This window comes from Pirellulales bacterium, assembly GCA_035499655.1.
GTDB lineage: Bacteria > Planctomycetota > Planctomycetia > Pirellulales > JADZDJ01 > DATJYL01.
In genome coordinates this window covers 1-16,944 of sequence record DATJYL010000213.1, presented here as the reverse complement: position 1 = coordinate 16,944, position 16,944 = coordinate 1, and the positions used below count along the sequence as shown (strand labels likewise).

Here is a 16,944-nt window from a genome sequence, read left to right as displayed (position 1 = left end):
CCGCAAGCGGAGAATTAACTCAGCGAACAAACATCATTTTTCTACCATTGAATTCTAAAACTCACGTATGACTCTTCCGAAAATCGCTTGGCGCAGCATTCAGCAACGGTCGCTGGCTTCGTTTCTAACGGGCCTGTCGATGGCGCTGGGGGTATCGCTGGTGGTGGCCGTGTTGGTGATTGGGCAAATTGTGCAGAAGTCGTTCGCGTCGGGCAATTCGCTGGGTTACAACGTCATCATCGGGGCTAAGGGAGGTCGCTTAGATCTGCTGCTGAACACGGTTTATTATCTGAACCGCCCTATCGAAAACATTCCCTGGGATTATTATCAGCAGTTTTTGCACGCCAACGAGCGCAGCGATCATAAAGACGGCAAATATGCCGACGATGTCGACTTGGCCATTCCAGTATGTCTGGGCGACGTCGTTGGTGAAAACGGACAATATCGAGTGGTCGGCACCACGCCGGAATTATTCAGCAAATTGCTGCACGCTACTTTTTCATCTGGCGAGAATTTCAAGACGCCCGATTTCACTACCGCCGTGGTCGGGGCCGAAGTTGCCAAGCACATGGGCTTCAAAGTGGGCGACAGTTTTTCGCCCGCACACGGTGTCGGCGGCGAAAAGCACATGCCCTTCAAAATTGTGGGCATTCTCGACCGCATGAGCACGCCGGTCGATCGGGCTGCCTTTGTGAACATCGAAGGTTTTTTCCTGATTCCCGATCATGCCAAGGGGCATGTGGAAGAGGTTCACAAACCGGGCGAAAAAGAGGAGCCGGATGAAATTCTCAAAACGCCGCTCCCGGAAGATCAACGGGAAACGACCGCCGTTTTGATCCGCACGGCCAGCATTGGCGGCGCGCCGCCCGAATTGGTTGCGCCCGATTTGGTCAAGCACGTCAATAAAGAATTTGTGGCGCAAGCCATTGAGCCGATTAAAGAAATAACGGTGCTGACGAATACCTTTGTCCAGCCGTTACAATGGATTTTGCTGGTGCTCACGGTATTAATTGTCATTGTGGCTGGCATTGGAATCTTGGTGAGCATCTATAATTCCATGTCGGAACGGCGGCACGAAATTGCCGTGATGCGGGCGTTGGGCGCCCACCGGGGCAAAATTATGATGATTGTATTAACCGAGTCCATTATGCTCGCCTTGGGAGGCGGATTGGCTGGCTGGCTGGTGGGCCATCTGCTGGTGGGCGCGGCGGCCCCCACCATTACGGAGTACACTGGAGTGGCGGTTAACTTCTTGCAATTTGTGCCGACATCGGAGTTAATTTTAATACCGGGATTGATTGTGCTGGCTTCGCTCGTGGGTTACTTGCCGGCGCTGTCGGCCTACCGAACTGACGTGGCCCGGGCATTAACCGCCGCGCCGTGAATTCAGAAGGCATGCCGCGGAAAATCAGTGGCCGCACGCAGCGGCGGAAAACAGAAGGAGCCGAGTGATGACAGGTCGAATTACAAAGCAATTTTTTCTTGCCGCTTTCGTCGGCGTGTCGCTATTGATCGTGGGGCCGGCAGTTAAAGCATGCCCCTTCTGCGGCCAAGTGTCGCTGACGTGGTCGGAAGAAATGAAAGCTGCTGATGCGGTGGTGATTGCCGAAATGACGGAAACGCCGGCGCGTCCAGCCGGGGCCGATGGCGCTTTTGCGCCGGGCATTAGCGAGCAATTGGCGAAATCAAAATTCCGCATTGTGGAAATTCTCAAGGGCGCCGACCTACTCAAAAAGACCAAACAAATCGACGCTATTTATTTGGGAGATGCTCCCGTCGGAACCAAGTTTTTAATCACGGCGGTCGATCCGAAGTCGCTCTCATGGGCCACCCCCACCGCGCTGACAGCACGCAGCCTGCCGTACATTGACACGTTGCTCAAGCTGCCCGAAAAAGGGGCCGACCGATTGCTCTTCTTCCAAGATTATTTGGAAGACGAAGACCCGGTGCTGAAGCAAGACTCGTTCGACGAGTTTGCCAAAGCCACGTACGACGATCTGAAAGCTTACGGGCCGCGGGCCAATTACAACCAGTTAATCAAGTGGATATCGGACCCGGATATTTCGCCCAGCCACCGGCGGTTGTACTTCACGCTGCTAGGCGTGTGCGGCTCGGAAAAAGACGTGCCGCTGATCGAATCGCTGTTCCACTCCAAGGATCGGAAATTTAAGGCGGGCCTGGATGCGATGATCGGCTCCTACCTGGCGATCAAAGGTCCCACCGGGATGGCGCTGGTGGAAGACATGTTCCTGAAAAATCAGGATGCGGAGTTCACGGACACTTATGCGGCTATTCAGGCGGTCCGCATTTCGCAGGAGGCGGGCATCATTACTAAGGACAATGCCGCCAAGGCGTTTCATTTGATGCTCAGCCGTCCGAAAATGGCCGATTTGGTCATTCCTGACCTGGCCCGTTGGCAGGACTGGACCGTCATGAACCAACTGGTCGATTTATTTGTGAAGGCGGATGCCGATTCCGCCTGGGTGCGCGTCCCCGTGTTAAAATACTTACAGGTTTGCCCGTTGCCGGAAGCCAAGGAGCAATTGGCCCAATTGGAGAAGCTTGACCCCACTGCGGCCAAGCAGGCGCAATCGTTTTTGTTGCCCGGCGGAGCCGCGTTAGCGCCAGCGCCGGCGGGGACGCCCAAGAACGGGGCTTCTAACGCACCAAATGGCAACACGCCTTCCAGCAATACGCAATCGAACAACTTGATGCCCAGCGGCAACGTAAAGAAGAATTAAGCGTGGCTTGCCCAAGATTAACGCAGCATAGAGGTTTCGCCATGCGGTCGAGAGGTAAGTGAACGTGGAAACTGGACCAGCCCAACTCGCTACACCGGCGGCGGACGACAGCGCCCTTCAGCGCCCGGTTCCGATCAAGCGGGAAGCGGAACCGCAATACGAGGACGATGATTACAATCCGTCTGATTCCTACCGTGCGCTTTCAACCCCGGCGGTGGCTTCGCTGGTATTGGGCGTGCTGTCCGCATTGGCGTTGCTGGATTGGTGGTTGGCGTTAATCCCATTCAGCGCCCTTGTGCTGGGTCTGGTGGCGTTGCGGAAAATTCGCAGTCAGCCCCAAGAATACACGGGCCGGGGCGTGGCGCAATTTGGGATTGTTTTAGCGATCGTATTTTGGCTGGGAGGATTCGGGCGGCTGGGCTATATTCATGCCACCGAAGTGCCGGCGGGTTACAACCGCGTGGATTATTCTCTGCTGCAGCCGCAGCCTGACGATCCGCCTAACGCCATTCCGCCGGAGGCCAAAGAGCTGGACGGGAAAAAGATATTTATCAAAGGGTACATTTATCCCGGGCTGCGCAAAGACGGCATTACTGAATTTTTATTAGTGCGCGATCAAGGGACGTGCTGCTTCGGCGGCAATCCGAAAATCACGGATCGGATACAGGTGGCGCTGGCGCCGGGTTCCAAAGGTTTTGAATTTACCAGCAATTTATTTAAGATCGCTGGGAAATTCCGCATTACGGAACCCAAGCAGGCGATCGATGCCAAGGGAATTGTGTTTTACCATCTGGATGAGGCGATTTTGCCATGACCACTGCTGCGGCTTCAGGCAAATCCGGCTTCTTTCTGCTGTCAGCGTTTTGCCTGCTGCCTGCGGCCAGTTGCCTGTTCCTGCTTGCCGGCGGTTGCGGAGAACGATCTTTACCAGCGGCTACCACTGCGTCGGCTGCGCCCCAAGCTGCGCGATCGGGAGTTGCCACGGAGAGTGGGACGAACAAAGCGAATGTCGATTCGGTTTCCGCCGATGCGCCCGCTACGTCGGCGGGAACCGCGGCGGGTTCCGGAACAGCGGATTCGTCGATCGCGGCAGCGATTTCTCCGGCAGAAGCAGCGGCCAGGGCAGCGAACCAGCCGGCGCGAGACATAGGATTTGACAACATCAAATTCAACATGCAAAAGGACGAGCCGTTCCAACGCAACATGATTACGCCGGCGATCGAAAGTTACGACAATTCCAAAATTCGCATCCGCGGTTACATTTTGCCCAGCTTTCAGCAGACCGGCCTCTCGCAATTTGTGCTGGTGCGCGACAACATGCAATGCTGCTTCGGCCCCGGCGCTGCGCTGTACGATTGCATCGTGGTGCAAATGAACGATGGGCACACGGCGGACTTCACCACCCGTCCCGTGGCGGTGGAGGGAGTATTTTCCATTCAGGAAATTGCCAGTCCCGAAGGGAAGTGCTTGGCCATCTATCACATGCAGGCCGATAAAGTGCAGTGAGGATGGCAGCAGGTGTCGATGCCGAATTGGATTGGCTTTTCGGTGGTGGGACAATTTGAAATTCCGACAGCCGCTTTTCCCGACTGACACAGTCGGGCTATGTTCAAATTGGCCCACGATTGGCTTTTCGCAGCGCACAATTCGTCCACTTTCGGATTCGCAAGCATTGCCCTGCTGATGGCAGATGCCTACTCCCTGTCGTTTTCCTTAATTCCCAAACGGGTCAGCCAACGCCGCCCGGGCTTTTTGGATAAGTCAGTGGCCGACGATTCGCCGGAACCCTTTTGTCCGGCCAGCAACCCTTTTTCGGCTTCCAGCAAGCGTAACTGTTCGTCGACTCCGCTGCGTTCGCGAGCCAGGCGTGCCCGTTGGACCGAAATTTCGACTTCTGCTTGGCGCATTTTTTCCTGCCATTCTTGCTGGAGGTCCAACAACCGCTGTCGTTCTTGCTGGATGAGGGCGTCTTGATCGAGGACTTCGGCCTCGGCGGCGGAAACGACGGTGGTAAGCTCGCCTGCGGCCAGCGGGCTTTCTGTGAGTGCCAATTGTTCCGCTAAGCGTTCTTTTAACTCGGTGATTTCCCGATCTCGCTGGGCCACCATTTCGTCGGTGATGCGGATGGTTCCCTCGACGGTCAGCCGCTCCTCTTCCGTCAGGGGTTCGGTTTCGGACGGCGAGTCATCATTCTGCAATTCCGCCATGAGGCGTTTTTTGGTTGCTTCCCAATCACCGGTGAACTCGCTGTTGGGAGTTTGGGGTTGCGGCTGCGCTTTGGCATGCAGATCGGCCAGTTCTTTTTCCAGATCGGCGTTGCGGCGCTTCAGTTGCCGGACATCGTCGAGGGCCAATTCGAAGCGTCGATACAGATCTTCGGTCCGTTGTCCGTCGGCAGCCGGCGGCATGGTAATTAACTGTTGCTGCGCGGCCGCCAGTTGAGCTTCCAAGGCCTCGACCCGTGCGGTCAGAGCAGCTCGTTCTGACTTCAGCAAGTCGCGTTCGGTTTGCAGCGTGTCCGATTCTTCGGTTGGCAAGGGGGACAAATTTTGTGCCGCTGCATCTGCTGCACCTTTTTGTTGAGCGAGTTCCCGTTGCAACGTTTCGTGTTCTTGCAAGAGCTGGGTGAGCTTTTCCATGGCCTGGGCGGCGGTTTTTTCCGCTTGGAGCAACTGCACGTTGAGTTGTTGAATTTCGTGCTCGGCGGCCAGCAAATCGGCCGATTGGTCGGTGGAGTTTTTACTGGCTTGGCGGCGCGACTCTTCCCATTGGCGGCGGGCGTGTTCCAGGGCCGTTTCTTCATCCTCCAACAGTTCGCGGTCGCGGCGCAATTGTTGTCGTGCGCGGTTCAATTCCTGCTCGAAGGCCTCGCGGTCCTGGCTAAGCCGGGCTCGTTCTCGTTCGATTTCCTTTTCCAGCGCGGCGCGATGACGGTCGACTTCCGCATGGGCGAGCTCGCACTCCTGCAATTGAGCCGAGCGTTCGATTCGCAACTGCTGGGCGATGCGGCGGCGCTGGGTCCGGGTTTCTTCACGGCGGGCCTCCAGCTCTTCCAATTCTTTTTCCAATCGCAGGTGCTGCTGTTCGAAGTGTTCGCGCCGGTTGGCGAAATGCCGAACTTCGCTTTGATGTTCCTCTTGGGCCACGGCGAAAGTGTGTTCGGCCTGTTTGAGTTTTGTTTCCGATGCTTGTAGTTCTGCGGCCCGGCGGTCGAGTTGCTCGCTTTCAAGGCGCTGCCGGTCGGCCAGTTCTTGCTGCCGGAGGCGGCTTTCATGGCGAAATTCTTCCTGGGCTTGGGCCAGCTCGCGTTGAGCTTGCTTGGCTTTGGCTTCGGAAGCCTGCAGCTCTGCGGCCCGGTGGTCAAGCAGTTCCCGTTCTTGTTGAGCTTGCAGCAGCAGCTCCTGGTGCTGGCGAGCCAACTGTTCGCGTGCCAAGTGCAATTCGGCCTGGCGTGAATCAATTTCGGCGCGGTCGGCGGCCAACTCCGCTTGTTGGCGGGTCATTTCCGCGGCCTGTTCGCGAATGTGCTGTGCCTGTTGATCGAGTTCGTCTTTCAGATGGGGGCTGGAAGCGGGCGATTGAGCGTCGCCCAAGCCGGCTGCCAGTTGCTGTTCGATCTGGGTCAAATGCGCTTCCAGCGCTGAATCGACTTGCTCGAGCTGTTGGCGTTGGTTGGCCAGTAGTTCGAGAGCCTGCTGTCGGCGCTGGGGGAGCAGGCGAGCAAGCTCGTCGCTGGACGGTTCCTCGGGAGTCGATGGATGATCTAGCTCTTCCATGGCATTTTATTTGAAGGGACACACTCAGCGCAGCCGCCCGCCGCGGCCGAACTTGCGCACCGGTAGAGGGTATCTCCAGCGTCTGCCGGGAAACCATCGGCCGAAGGCACCTATAGTGCTATAGGCTGTAGAGTTACGGCGGTCAAAACGGAATGGCCGCGAAACGATGGTTATGCCGGCTGTACGTTTTGTCCGGCCGTCATGGCGCTGGTCAGGTGCCGCTAAACCGGACGTGATGCACCCAAGCGGGCGGAACGTTGGGCCACACCCAATCGCGTTTGATTTCGCGTCCGGACAGCGTGCGGTGTAAAACCTGGCCAATGCCGCGCAGCCGAGCGCGCCCTTTTGGTCCGCACACCAGGGCCTTGGCCCGCCGAATGGCGATGTACTCAAAAAACGAAAGCGTGCCACCGGGCGACAAGAGCCGCTGAAAAATTCCCACAATCTGCTCCACTTCGCTGACCGCAAAGTTATTCAGCGGCAGGCCGGAAATAATCAGATGGAAACAGTGTTGGCCGGGCAAATGTTCCAAGGGGGCGTGGATAATTTGAGTTCGTGAAGCGACGGCTTGGAACGCCGGCTGGGTTTCGAAGCGAGTGTGCAAGTGGTGAACAAAATCGTCGTTTAATTCCACCAACGTGAGGCGATCTTCCGGCTGCATTTGCGCCACCAGCCGTGCCGTGACAGCACCGGTTCCCGGGCCAACTTCCAGTATTTCCCGCTTGCCGGAGCATGGTGATCCGAGGGAGGATTCAGCTTTGGATTTGGCGAGCGCGTTTGCATCCGATCGCACATATCGGCAGAGGGCTTTGGCCAGCGCCGGGCTGCTTGGCCAGATCGATCCGGTGGTGTGATATTGCTTAAAGAATTGTCGTAGAAATACACGCTGATCGCGGAACATGCGTGGTGACCTAAGTGGTAAAATCGAGAAGACGGTGTAAGTTGCGAGCAAGGCGATTGTAAACGGTCTAAGCAGAAATGGTGAGCCTGTTTTTGGCGCGCAAGTTTCAACAAAATCAAGGGGAAGCATGGGGCGAATCGATATCGGGAATGGAACCGGCTTGTCACAGCACAGCCTGCTCCCCCTGCTATTTTCGATGACAGCTTGACAACTTTGCCAGCGGCAGCTTACATTGTGGCAGTGTAACACTCGCGCGCCGCCAGCATTCGCGCGTCTTTTTTATATTCGCTTCGTTCGCCGCAAGGGCAGATTTACTTGCAATTCACGCGCACACGCTAACCGTGCATCTCCCGCTGCACTGACCAGCGTCTCTGATGGGATGCGATCACTTGGCTCCTCTGCATGGGCTTCACCACTACCATTGATCTTGCGCCTGTCGCCCATCATCTTTCGCTGCCACTGGGGCAAGTGGAAAGCGCCGTGCAGTTGTTGGATGCGGGCAATACGATTCCATTCATCACGCGGTACCGCAAAGACCAAACCGGCGGGCTGGACGAAGAGCAAATTCGGCAGATTCAAGATCACGTAGGCCGGTTGCGCATGCTGGCGGAACGGAAGCAAACCATTCTGCGTTCGATCGACAGCCAAGGTAAACTGACCGCAGAGCTGGCCCAAGCCATCGAACGGGCGGAAAACATCAAGTGGTTGGAAGACCTGTATCTGCCTTACAAACCGAAGAAGCAATCGCTGGCCACGCTGGCACGTGAACGAAAGCTGGAGCCGCTGGCTGATGAAGTTCTGAAAGCCAATGCGGCTGCCGCCGATTTGGACCGCCGGGCGGCCGATTTCGTGGATGCCGACCGGCAACTGGCCACCATTGCCGACGTGCTGCTGGGGGTGGGGCACATTCTGGCCGAAGATTTCAGCGAGCGGGCCGATTTGCGCGCCCGCCTGCGGCGTATTCTCAAAAAGACGGGCCGGTTGGTCGCCGGCAAAACTGAAATTGCCGAGCAGCAGGGGAAGGAATTCCGGGACTACTTTGACTTCAAAGAACCCTTGAACAAAATACCTCCGCACCGGGTGTTGGCCATCAATCGTGGCGAGCGAGCCAAACTGCTGCGTGTAAAAATCGAGGCCGACGAAGGGGCGCTGGTTCAGGAAACCGAAACTTTTCTGGCGCCGCCGGACCATCCGCATGCGGAGTTCCTTCGGGCTTGCGCCCGCGATGCATTGCAACGGCTGGTGTTTCCCAGCCTGGAGCGGGAAATTCGCCGGGAAATGACCGATGCGGCCGAAGCCCACGCCGTGGTGGTGTTCGCAAAGAATTTGCGCAATTTGTTGTTGTTGCCGCCGGTGTGCGGGCGGCGGGTGCTGGCCATTGACCCGGGCTTTAAGAGCGGTTGCAAACTGGCGGCGCTGGATGAGTTTGGCAATTTGTTGGATCAGGCGGTGATTCAATTGGTCGGCAAGGACGAGCGGAAAGCCGAAGGCCGGGCCAAGTTGGTCGAGCTGATTAAAACTCACAATCTGGCGGTGATGGCATTGGGCAATGGCACGGCGTGCCGCGAAACGGAAGATTTGCTGACCGATTTACTTTCCAACGAATTGAAAGAAGACGGAGTCGCCTACGTCATCGTGAACGAAGCCGGCGCCAGCGTTTATTCCACCAGCCCGTTGGGGCGCGAGGAATTGCCGCAGTACGACGCGACCCTGCGGAGCGCCATCAACATTGGCCGGCGGCTGCTCGACCCGTTGAGCGAGTTGGTGAAAATCGACCCCGGCAGCCTGGGCGTGGGATTGTACCAGCACGACGTGAAAGCGAAGCATCTGCGAACTTCGCTGGATGCGGTGGTGGAATCGTGCGTGAATTACGTGGGCGTCGATTTGAACACGGCCAGCCCGGCGCTGTTGCGCTATGTTAGCGGATTGAATCAACTGACGGCGCGACGGTTGTACGACCATCGCCTGTCCAACGGTCCGTTCCGCAACCTGGAGCAATTGAAAGAAATTTCCGGATTGGGCGAAGCCACGTTCGTGCAGGCGGCTGGCTTTTTGAAAGTAGCGGACGGGGACAACCCGCTCGACGCCACCTGGATTCATCCGGAAAGTTACGAAGTGGCGCAGAAGATATTAGGGAAACTCGGTTTTTCGGTGGACGATTTGCGGCACAAGGAAAAAGTTGCGGCGGTGGCCCAAAAGATTTCGGAATTGGAAGGGCAGGCCGAACAACTGGCCGCGGATTGGCAAGTCGGCTTGCTGACGCTGCGTGACATCTTGGCGCAGCTGACTCGTCCGGGGCGCGACCCCCGGGAAGATTTGCCGCAGCCCATTTTCAAGCGCGGTGTGCTCAAGCTGGATGATTTGCAGCCGGGAATGGAATTGATGGGGAGCGTGTTGAACGTGGTCGATTTCGGCGCGTTTGTGGATATTGGCCTGCACGATAGCGGGCTGGTGCACGTCAGCCACCTGGCTAACCGCTTTGTGCGCGACCCGCACGAGGTGGTTTCGGTGGGAGACATTGTCAAAGTGTGGGTGGTGGAGATCGATAAAGCGAGGCGGCGAGTATCGCTAACGATGATTGCGCCCGGCACGCCGCGTCACGAACCACAGCGGGGCGCGGCCGGAGGAGAGCGCCGGGAAGGGGGACCGCGGCGGGGAGATCGTCCGCCGGGCGGTGAACGACAGCCACGGAGTGAGCGGCGACCTCGCCCTGGCCGCGCCACAACCCCATCGGCCGGGAATGGAAATGCAACTTCGGCCGCTGACGCTGGAACGTTTGGTCAGACTCCCGCGGCGCCGGTCGGCGAAGGAAGCAACGCCCCGCCATCAACGGCAGCGCCGACAGGCGGTTCCGGCTTGGGCGTTCGCCCACCGCATGTTGGGGGCAAGCGTTTCGGACGATCGCAGGGTGGCCGATCTCAAGGGGGTCGTCCCCAGCATCAGCATCACCAAGCCCACGCTCGCGCTGCCAAGCCCAAGCCTAAACCGCTGATCCCGATCACCAAAGCGATGAAAGAGGGGAAGGAACCGTTGCGTACCTTCAGCGACTTATTTCAGTTCCACCAACTTAAATCGGGCCAAACGGAAGCGACCACGGCCGCTGCCGCGTCGCCCCAGGCAGCGAAGCCCGTCACCCAGAAACCAGAAACGCAACGGCAACCTTCCAGCGGTGACGAAAGTTCCGGGGCGGGTGATGAGCGTCCCCTGGGCGGCGCCGCAGGACAAGCCAATTTGGCATCGGAGCCAGCAGGGACCCCTGTGAGCGAGACTGTGGCTGCTGAAGCGGCCGCCAGGGACACCATTGCAAAAGAAGCCGCCACGAGCATGACCGATGCGAATTCTAGGGCAGATTCGCCGGTATAGCGCCGCACGGTGATGGTTTTTCGTGTTTTCAGTGTCCGGCTTATTTTTTCATTAGGCCTTCGAGTTCAACATTTTACCTGGACGATTGCCTGTGGATTTTGACGAGCGGCTGCAACGTGCCATCCAACGGGGCAATCAGGCGGCGCGACAACGCCGAGGCGAGGAGGCTGCCCAAGCGCTGAGCGAGGAACAGTTTAAGCGGCTGCATTCGCAGTATCGGCTGCAGCTATCGGAGCACGTGGAGTTATGCCTGCGGCGTTTGCCGCAGCATTTTCCGGGCTTTGAGTACGAGAATGTGGTCAGCGACCGGGGGTGGGGAGCCGCTGTCAACCGGGATGATGCCGATTTCACCCCCGGGCAGCAACGCTCCAACGTATTCAGCCGCTTGGAAATGACCGTCCGGCCGTACAGTTCGGCCCATGTGCTGGAGCTTACGGCGCATGGGACCATTCGGAACAAGGAAGTGTATAATCGCACCCATTTTCAGCTTTTGATCGAGGTTCATTTAGAGCGATTTATGGAAATGATCGATCTGTGGGTACTGGAATACGCGGAACTATACGCGGCCCGGCAGTGAGCCGATGCAGCAACAATTTAGTTAGGAAATGCTCTTAATCGGATCTGGCAACCATCGATTTATCTGCTTTTCCAGCGATCGTATTCGGGCTAAGTACCCAAAAGAATTGCCCCGCGTTTGCCAACCGGATGGCTGGCAAAGGCGGGGCATATATCGGTCAAAAGACCGCCGTCTTCCGTGCGGTCGCTTGGAGTCCATCCCAAATCAAACGTTACTTTGCTGCGGAGCAGCTTGGGGTGCAAGCCGGAGCGGCGGCGGGGGCGGCAGCGCAACCGCTGGAGCAACTGCTGCAGCTAGAGCAAGAATCGCAGCAACGGTGGCGGCGGCAGCATGCCTGGGACAATTCCGGCAAGGAGGCAGCCACAACAGCCAAAGCCAACACAACCACTTTCACAATCTTCATAATCAAATCCTCCACTGACATGAAACTAAGGGACAACAACACACACACTTCACGGTCCTTGCCCGGCTTCCAGCCGATCGGAAGCGTTCCCGGCGGCATCCGAGCAACCGGCCAGCGATGCTATCACCTTCTGCCGGTTTCCACTTGGCCGTTGATGATCCCCGCATAGCGATGTCAAAATCGCTAGATTGGGAAGCATTTAACGACTCATGGACAAACCCTTAGAACACATGCCTAGGCCACCTTCAAGCCCCTGGAAGGACTTTCTGAGAAAATAGAAAATCTGTGGGCCTTGATAAAATAGATAATCTATCGCTCAAGTGTTTTAGCAGGAGTGATTTACGCTCTTTCATTCGGGCTTGAGCGACGGTTTGGACTCCGGAAGTTTCGTAATATCGGGGGGCAAATACGTTTGTTTTGCCTCACGCGATATCAGGCGATCGCGGGAATAGAAGAGCCGTAAGACCTTCATTTGCCAAAGTTGCGGATGCTGGTCGACAAATTCGTCGGCAGTATTGACCGGACCGTACTCGCAGAGGGTGAAGTACACCAACCGCATCCATGCTTGCGTTAGCGTTTCGTGATAGCCTCGATCCAACGCATCCGGCACTTGGTGAGTTGCGTTGTATCGCTTCAGTCCAACGCACATCCGATGGAGGGCTTCGTCAAAGGAAAATCGCCGCAAGTAAAGATAGGCAATTTTCACATGCTCCCGGTGGTGAAACTGTTCTAGCGGCCAAGTGCAATCTTCAAACTGGCGGAGAAATGCTTCGTCGTCCATGTTCAATGAAGTCCGCGCTCAATGAAACCGCGTTGCCAACGTAGACAGTCCGGGGTGACGGTAGTTGGTAAATTTGCCCACGGCTGGGTCACATGCGAGAAAGGGGACCTCATTTAAGCGTTTCATGGGGGCCGGCGCCAGGGACGGCACCATCGGCAATTCGTTCTTTTTCCGCGCCAAAATAGCCCAATTCGTCCATCCGCTTTGCCAAATACTGCACCACCGGGCCGGTTGCCGGGGCCGAGTTGCCGGCATGTTCCATCACCACCACAAAAGCCACCTGCGGGTTATCGGCGGGAGCATAACCGGCGAACCAAGCGTGCTCCGGCTGGTTACCGCCGGTTTCGGCCGTGCCCGTTTTGCCTGCGATGGCAACTTGCTGCACATTCACGACATGATACGCGGTTCCTTGCTCATCGGCGACCGTCTGGCGGAGCCCCTTTCGAATCACGTCCGAGATTTGGACGGTAAGGCCTTGAATCGGGCGCGGCGGTTGATGGCGAATAACTTCGTCAAGCGGGCTCGCTTGCCGCGCTGCTTCGGTTGGTAGGGAATTTCCACCGGGGGGCTCAGCCAATCGTTCCGCCACATACGGGGTGACTAAGTTACCGCCGTTGGCGATTGCCGCCACCATCCGCACAATTTGCAATGGGGTGGCGGTGATCGGCCCTTGCCCGATGGCAATCATCAGGGCGTCGGGCTGCGATATTTTTGAATCCACCGCATCGCTGGCCGGATTGCTAGCCGGCACATTTCCGGCAACTTCGCTGGGCAAATCGATCCCGGTAGCTCGGCCCAATCCCAAACGCTGCGCCCAATCGAGCAATGGATTTGCGCCAACTTGCTCCGCGTAATGAAAGAAATACACGTTGCAACTCCGCGCCAGCGCATCGACCATGGTCACCGGCCCGTGGCCGATGCCATAGCGGCGATATACCGCACAACGCAGGGCGTCGGGTTGGCGGAGGTAACCCTGGCAATCGAAGGGGGCTTGCGGATCAATACCGGCGGACAGCAACGCCGCGGCCGACACAATTTTGAAAACCGAGCCCGGGGGCAAAGCCATTTGTACGGTGCGGTCGAAGAGCGGACGAGCCGGATCATTTAGCCAATGCTGGACGGCTTGACTGTCGCGCTGCGGAAATGCGTTGGGATCGAAGCGGGGAGACGAAGCGGCCGCCAAAACCGCTCCGGTGTGCACATCGATTGCCAGCAGCGCTGCGCCGGCGGCGGCATCCAACTGTTCATCACCGCTGGGCAGCCGGCGGGCCAGGGCTTCGTCCAGCAGGGTTTGTGCGGTGCGTTGCAAGGCCGGATCGAGCGTGAGCACCACATCGCTTCCGGCGGAAGGCTGGCGAACGGTGGTAGAACTAACGATGCGCCCGCGCGGATCGAGTTGATCGACGGTTAAACCGCGATGTCCGCGGAGCCGCGATTCGTATTGGCGTTCGATGCCGGTCCGGCCCAGCCAATCGTCGGTGTGATAGGCGTCAGCACTGTTTTCCGCGGCCGCAATTTCTTCCGCGGTTGGCCGGCCCAAGTATCCGACCACATGCGCCGCCAAATTTCCTTCCGGATAGGCCCGGCGGTACGAGTGAATCAACTTCACGCCGGGATAATTTTGCGGATGCGTTTCGATTTCGGCCACGGCGTCCAGCGGCAAGCCTTCGTAAACCACGTGCTCTGTCAATTCCTCGGCGGCGGTCACCGGTGGCGATGACGAATCGTCATCCCATTCGAAAAGCGCTTCCGCAATGCTGCGGCCGACTAATGCCAGCCAGCCCGCCGGAGAATCAGAGTGTGATTCGTCGAAATCTGCGTCGCGAAGTTTTTCCGCGCTCGCGTTTTCACGTCGGGCATTCACACCGGCGGCTATGGCCTCCACGCGCTGTTGAATTTGCTCCGTGCGCGCTTGCCACTGGGCGGTGGTCAAGCCGCAGAGCGAGGCCAACCGCTTCCATAATTCGATTCGCTCGGCAAGAAAGCGTTGTTCCTCTTCAGCCAGGCGCCGGGTGTCGCGACGCTCGGCGGGAGAAAGTTGGGCTCGCACCATCTGCCTGAGCCAGCGGGGGTTGGGCGGTTCTTCCAGCCAGCGATAATTGACCGCCACGTCAACCAGTGGTTCGTCATAGGCCAATACGGCGCCGTCGCGAGCCAGAATTCGTCCGCGCATGCCAGGAACGGATTGCCGGCGCACGATCGGTTCGGCGGCGATGGCGCGGAATTCCGGCCCGTCGCGTAGTTCTAAAGCGATCAACCGGCCATAAACGGTGAGCAGCAACATGACGAACATCGCGAACAACCAGCGCAGCCGATTGCGCAGCACGGCAGGGGGTAAACGGCGGCAGGGGGTCGGTTCCAAGTTCATGCTCCACCGGCTTGCCGATTATCGAAACTGTTCTTGAGGCGTGCGCCGCCAAAAGGCGAAGACCAAAATGGGCAGGGCCGTGCACATCGTGTACAATCCCACCAGCGCACTGCGCTCGATCAGCGCGCTCCACGCCGCGGGGGATTGTCCCAAGCACTTGATGAGCGCCCCTTGCCAGAGGGTGATGGTGGTGGCCGCAAACCAGACCACGGACAGTTGTGCCGGAAAGCCATCGAGGTTGAGCCGCCGGCGCAGCCAGATGACGCTGTAAGCGACTGCGGCAAACAAAGCCAGGCCCAAACCCAAGGGCGCCGGCGAATTCAAGTCGCTCACCAAGCCGGCCAGGGCGGCCACCAGCAGGCCGCGTCGACTGCCTGTTTGGGTTAACCACAAAAACCCGCCCAGGACCAGCAAATTCGGCCCCACGCCGAATGCATCCCAACGTGTGGCAAAAGAAGTTTGCAGCACGGCGGCCATGTACATCACAGGAATGAATAACAGCGACGTCATGAATTTTCTGATTCCTAATCTCCGACGACGGATCAGCGAGACTGTTCACTCGCCATTGTCCGCGGCGGCCAATCGGGCGGGATTCAACTCCATGCGCAGCACGGTCACTTGCGTCGGCGGCGAATGAGCTTCCACGGCCGGCTCCATCCAAATTTCCCATTGGGTGGAGCCCGGTTTACGTTCCACACGGGCCACGCGGCCGTATAGCAGGGGAGCATCGAGCACGCCGTCGTCGACGGTGAACACTAAATCGCCGACGGTCACCAAGTCGGCGGCTTCGACCATTTCAATTTTGCACAGTGCTTCTCCGCGCCCCACCAACATTCCGCGCGCGGCAAAATGCAAGCGGCCATCCTGTTGCCGGGCCAATTGGACCAAATCGCGATAGCCGGGGTCGGTGACGCGCTGCACGGTGCTGGTATGCGGACCCGCTTCGGCCACTTTTCCCCAGACCCGGGCGCCGGCCAGGACCAGCCGGCCGCGCTGTACGGCCGCATCGTGCCCTTGGTCCAAGAGCGGCGCAGCGGAAGTGATGGCGGATGAAATGGAAGAAGCCGATGAGATAGCTCCATCGTCCAGGACCAAGGCTTGGGGTGTAGCGCCCTTGGTGCGACCAACATCCAACAAATCGCGCGGGGGCAAAAACATTTGCGCCTGGCGGCCCAGCACGCGCGCAGAAATGGATTGCGCAATCAATAAGGGGGGCGGTTGGCCCAGATCGTGCGGCTGACTCGGCGGGCCGGGCGGACGATCGCTATGGGCCAATAATAGTTGTGTACGGAGGGTGCGCAGCTGTTCGTTCAACGCGGCGATTTTCTGTTCCGCTTCCGGGAGCCGCGAATCGCCGCAGCGGAATTCCGCCCAGCGGTTACCAATCCAATCGCCAGTGTTGCTCAGCGCCACCAGGCTTGGCCGCAGGGCTTCGCGCCAAGCGTCGCGCAACGAGCCGGTGATTCGCTGCGGCGTAAATGCCAAGGCGAGCGCAGCGGCCCAGGTGGCCGCCAGGAGCATGGCGGGGGAAATCAAGAGCCAACGTTGGTCCAGCGGATCAGAAACTTGCATCGCTCGATTCCACAAAACTGCGCCACGTATCGAGATGTTCCAGGCAAGTCAGCGTTCCTTGCACGACCGCTGTGAGCGGTTCGGCGGCCACGTGGGCGGGCAGCCCGGTGCGCTGGGTGATCCAGCGATCGACACCGGCCAACAGTGCGCCGCCGCCGCATAGTTGCACGCCGCGATCGACCAAATCCGAAACCAAATCGGGGCTGCACCGGTCGAGCGTGGTGCGAATGGTTTCCAGAATTTTTTCCAGCGGGGCGGCCAATGCCGCGCGGACTTCGGCGGCGTTGATTTCCATGCGTCGCGGCAGTCCGTTGGCCAGATCCAGGCCACAGACTTCGGTTGATCGCTGGTCGTCGATGGGCCAGGCACTGCCCAATTCCATCCGCAATTGCTCGGCGGTCGATAAACCGATGCGCAAGGCGTGGCTGCGGCGCAAATGGTCGACAATGGCCTGATCCATTT

General features: G+C 58.3%; 14 protein-coding genes. 7 read left to right on the top strand and 7 right to left on the bottom strand.

Annotation, left to right across the window (positions count from 1 at the left end):
- Positions 1-67 precede the first annotated feature (67 nt).
- The 4 genes from VMJ32_15965 (at position 68) to VMJ32_15950 (ending at position 4,247) form a co-directional block, all read left to right on the top strand.
- Positions 68-1,384 (top strand): FtsX-like permease family protein, encoded by a 1,317-nt coding sequence (locus VMJ32_15965; protein ID HTQ40522.1) that lies wholly within the window; start codon positions 68-70, stop codon positions 1,382-1,384.
- A 67-nt stretch (positions 1,385-1,451) separates the two neighbouring features.
- Positions 1,452-2,741, top strand: coding sequence for a hypothetical protein (locus VMJ32_15960; GenBank protein ID HTQ40521.1), 1,290 nt, complete (start codon positions 1,452-1,454; stop codon positions 2,739-2,741).
- Positions 2,742-2,805: 64 nt separating this feature from the next.
- Positions 2,806-3,555, top strand: a complete 750-nt coding sequence (locus VMJ32_15955) for a DUF4190 domain-containing protein (protein HTQ40520.1) — start codon at positions 2,806-2,808, stop codon at positions 3,553-3,555.
- On the top strand, positions 3,552-4,247 hold the full coding sequence (locus VMJ32_15950) for a DUF3299 domain-containing protein (GenBank protein ID HTQ40519.1): 696 nt from the start codon (positions 3,552-3,554) through the stop codon (positions 4,245-4,247). The genes VMJ32_15955 and VMJ32_15950 overlap by 4 nt, the downstream gene beginning before the upstream one ends.
- A 188-nt stretch (positions 4,248-4,435) precedes the next feature.
- Here VMJ32_15950 and VMJ32_15945 read toward each other — a convergent pair whose 3' ends face one another.
- Positions 4,436-6,517, bottom strand: coding sequence for a hypothetical protein (locus VMJ32_15945; GenBank protein HTQ40518.1), 2,082 nt, complete (start codon positions 6,515-6,517; stop codon positions 4,436-4,438).
- Between the two features lie 211 nt (positions 6,518-6,728).
- Positions 6,729-7,418, bottom strand: a complete 690-nt coding sequence (locus VMJ32_15940; GenBank protein ID HTQ40517.1) for a methyltransferase domain-containing protein — start codon at positions 7,416-7,418, stop codon at positions 6,729-6,731.
- Between the two features lie 402 nt (positions 7,419-7,820).
- On the opposite strand from VMJ32_15940, the gene VMJ32_15935 reads away from it, so the two are divergent.
- The 3 genes from VMJ32_15935 to VMJ32_15925 all read left to right on the top strand — a co-directional run bounded on the left by VMJ32_15935 (position 7,821) and on the right by VMJ32_15925 (position 11,930).
- Positions 7,821-10,781 (top strand): Tex-like N-terminal domain-containing protein, encoded by a 2,961-nt coding sequence (locus tag VMJ32_15935; GenBank protein HTQ40516.1) that lies wholly within the window; start codon positions 7,821-7,823, stop codon positions 10,779-10,781.
- Between the two features lie 91 nt (positions 10,782-10,872).
- Positions 10,873-11,358, top strand: coding sequence for a hypothetical protein (locus tag VMJ32_15930; GenBank protein ID HTQ40515.1), 486 nt, complete (start codon positions 10,873-10,875; stop codon positions 11,356-11,358).
- A 128-nt stretch (positions 11,359-11,486) separates the two neighbouring features.
- Positions 11,487-11,930, top strand: a complete 444-nt coding sequence (locus VMJ32_15925) for a hypothetical protein (protein HTQ40514.1) — start codon at positions 11,487-11,489, stop codon at positions 11,928-11,930.
- A 180-nt stretch (positions 11,931-12,110) separates the two neighbouring features.
- On the opposite strand, the gene VMJ32_15920 is transcribed toward VMJ32_15925, so the two are convergent.
- The 5 genes from VMJ32_15920 to VMJ32_15900 all read right to left on the bottom strand — a co-directional run.
- Positions 12,111-12,542, bottom strand: coding sequence for a hypothetical protein (locus VMJ32_15920; GenBank protein ID HTQ40513.1), 432 nt, complete (start codon positions 12,540-12,542; stop codon positions 12,111-12,113).
- A 109-nt stretch (positions 12,543-12,651) separates the two neighbouring features.
- Positions 12,652-14,910 carry a penicillin-binding transpeptidase domain-containing protein gene (locus VMJ32_15915; protein ID HTQ40512.1) on the bottom strand — a complete coding sequence of 753 codons (2,259 nt, stop codon included), beginning with the start codon at positions 14,908-14,910 and terminating at the stop codon, positions 12,652-12,654.
- Between the two features lie 18 nt (positions 14,911-14,928).
- A complete protein-coding gene (mreD, locus tag VMJ32_15910; GenBank protein HTQ40511.1) occupies positions 14,929-15,420 on the bottom strand; it encodes a rod shape-determining protein MreD in 492 nt (163 codons plus the stop codon).
- Positions 15,421-15,465: 45 nt separating this feature from the next.
- Positions 15,466-16,482: a rod shape-determining protein MreC gene (locus VMJ32_15905; GenBank protein HTQ40510.1), complete on the bottom strand. Its 1,017-nt coding sequence runs from the start codon at positions 16,480-16,482 to the stop codon at positions 15,466-15,468.
- On the bottom strand, positions 16,469-16,944 hold a 476-nt coding region (locus VMJ32_15900; GenBank protein HTQ40509.1), incomplete at its 5' end, for a rod shape-determining protein. The genes VMJ32_15900 and VMJ32_15905, both read right to left, overlap by 14 nt.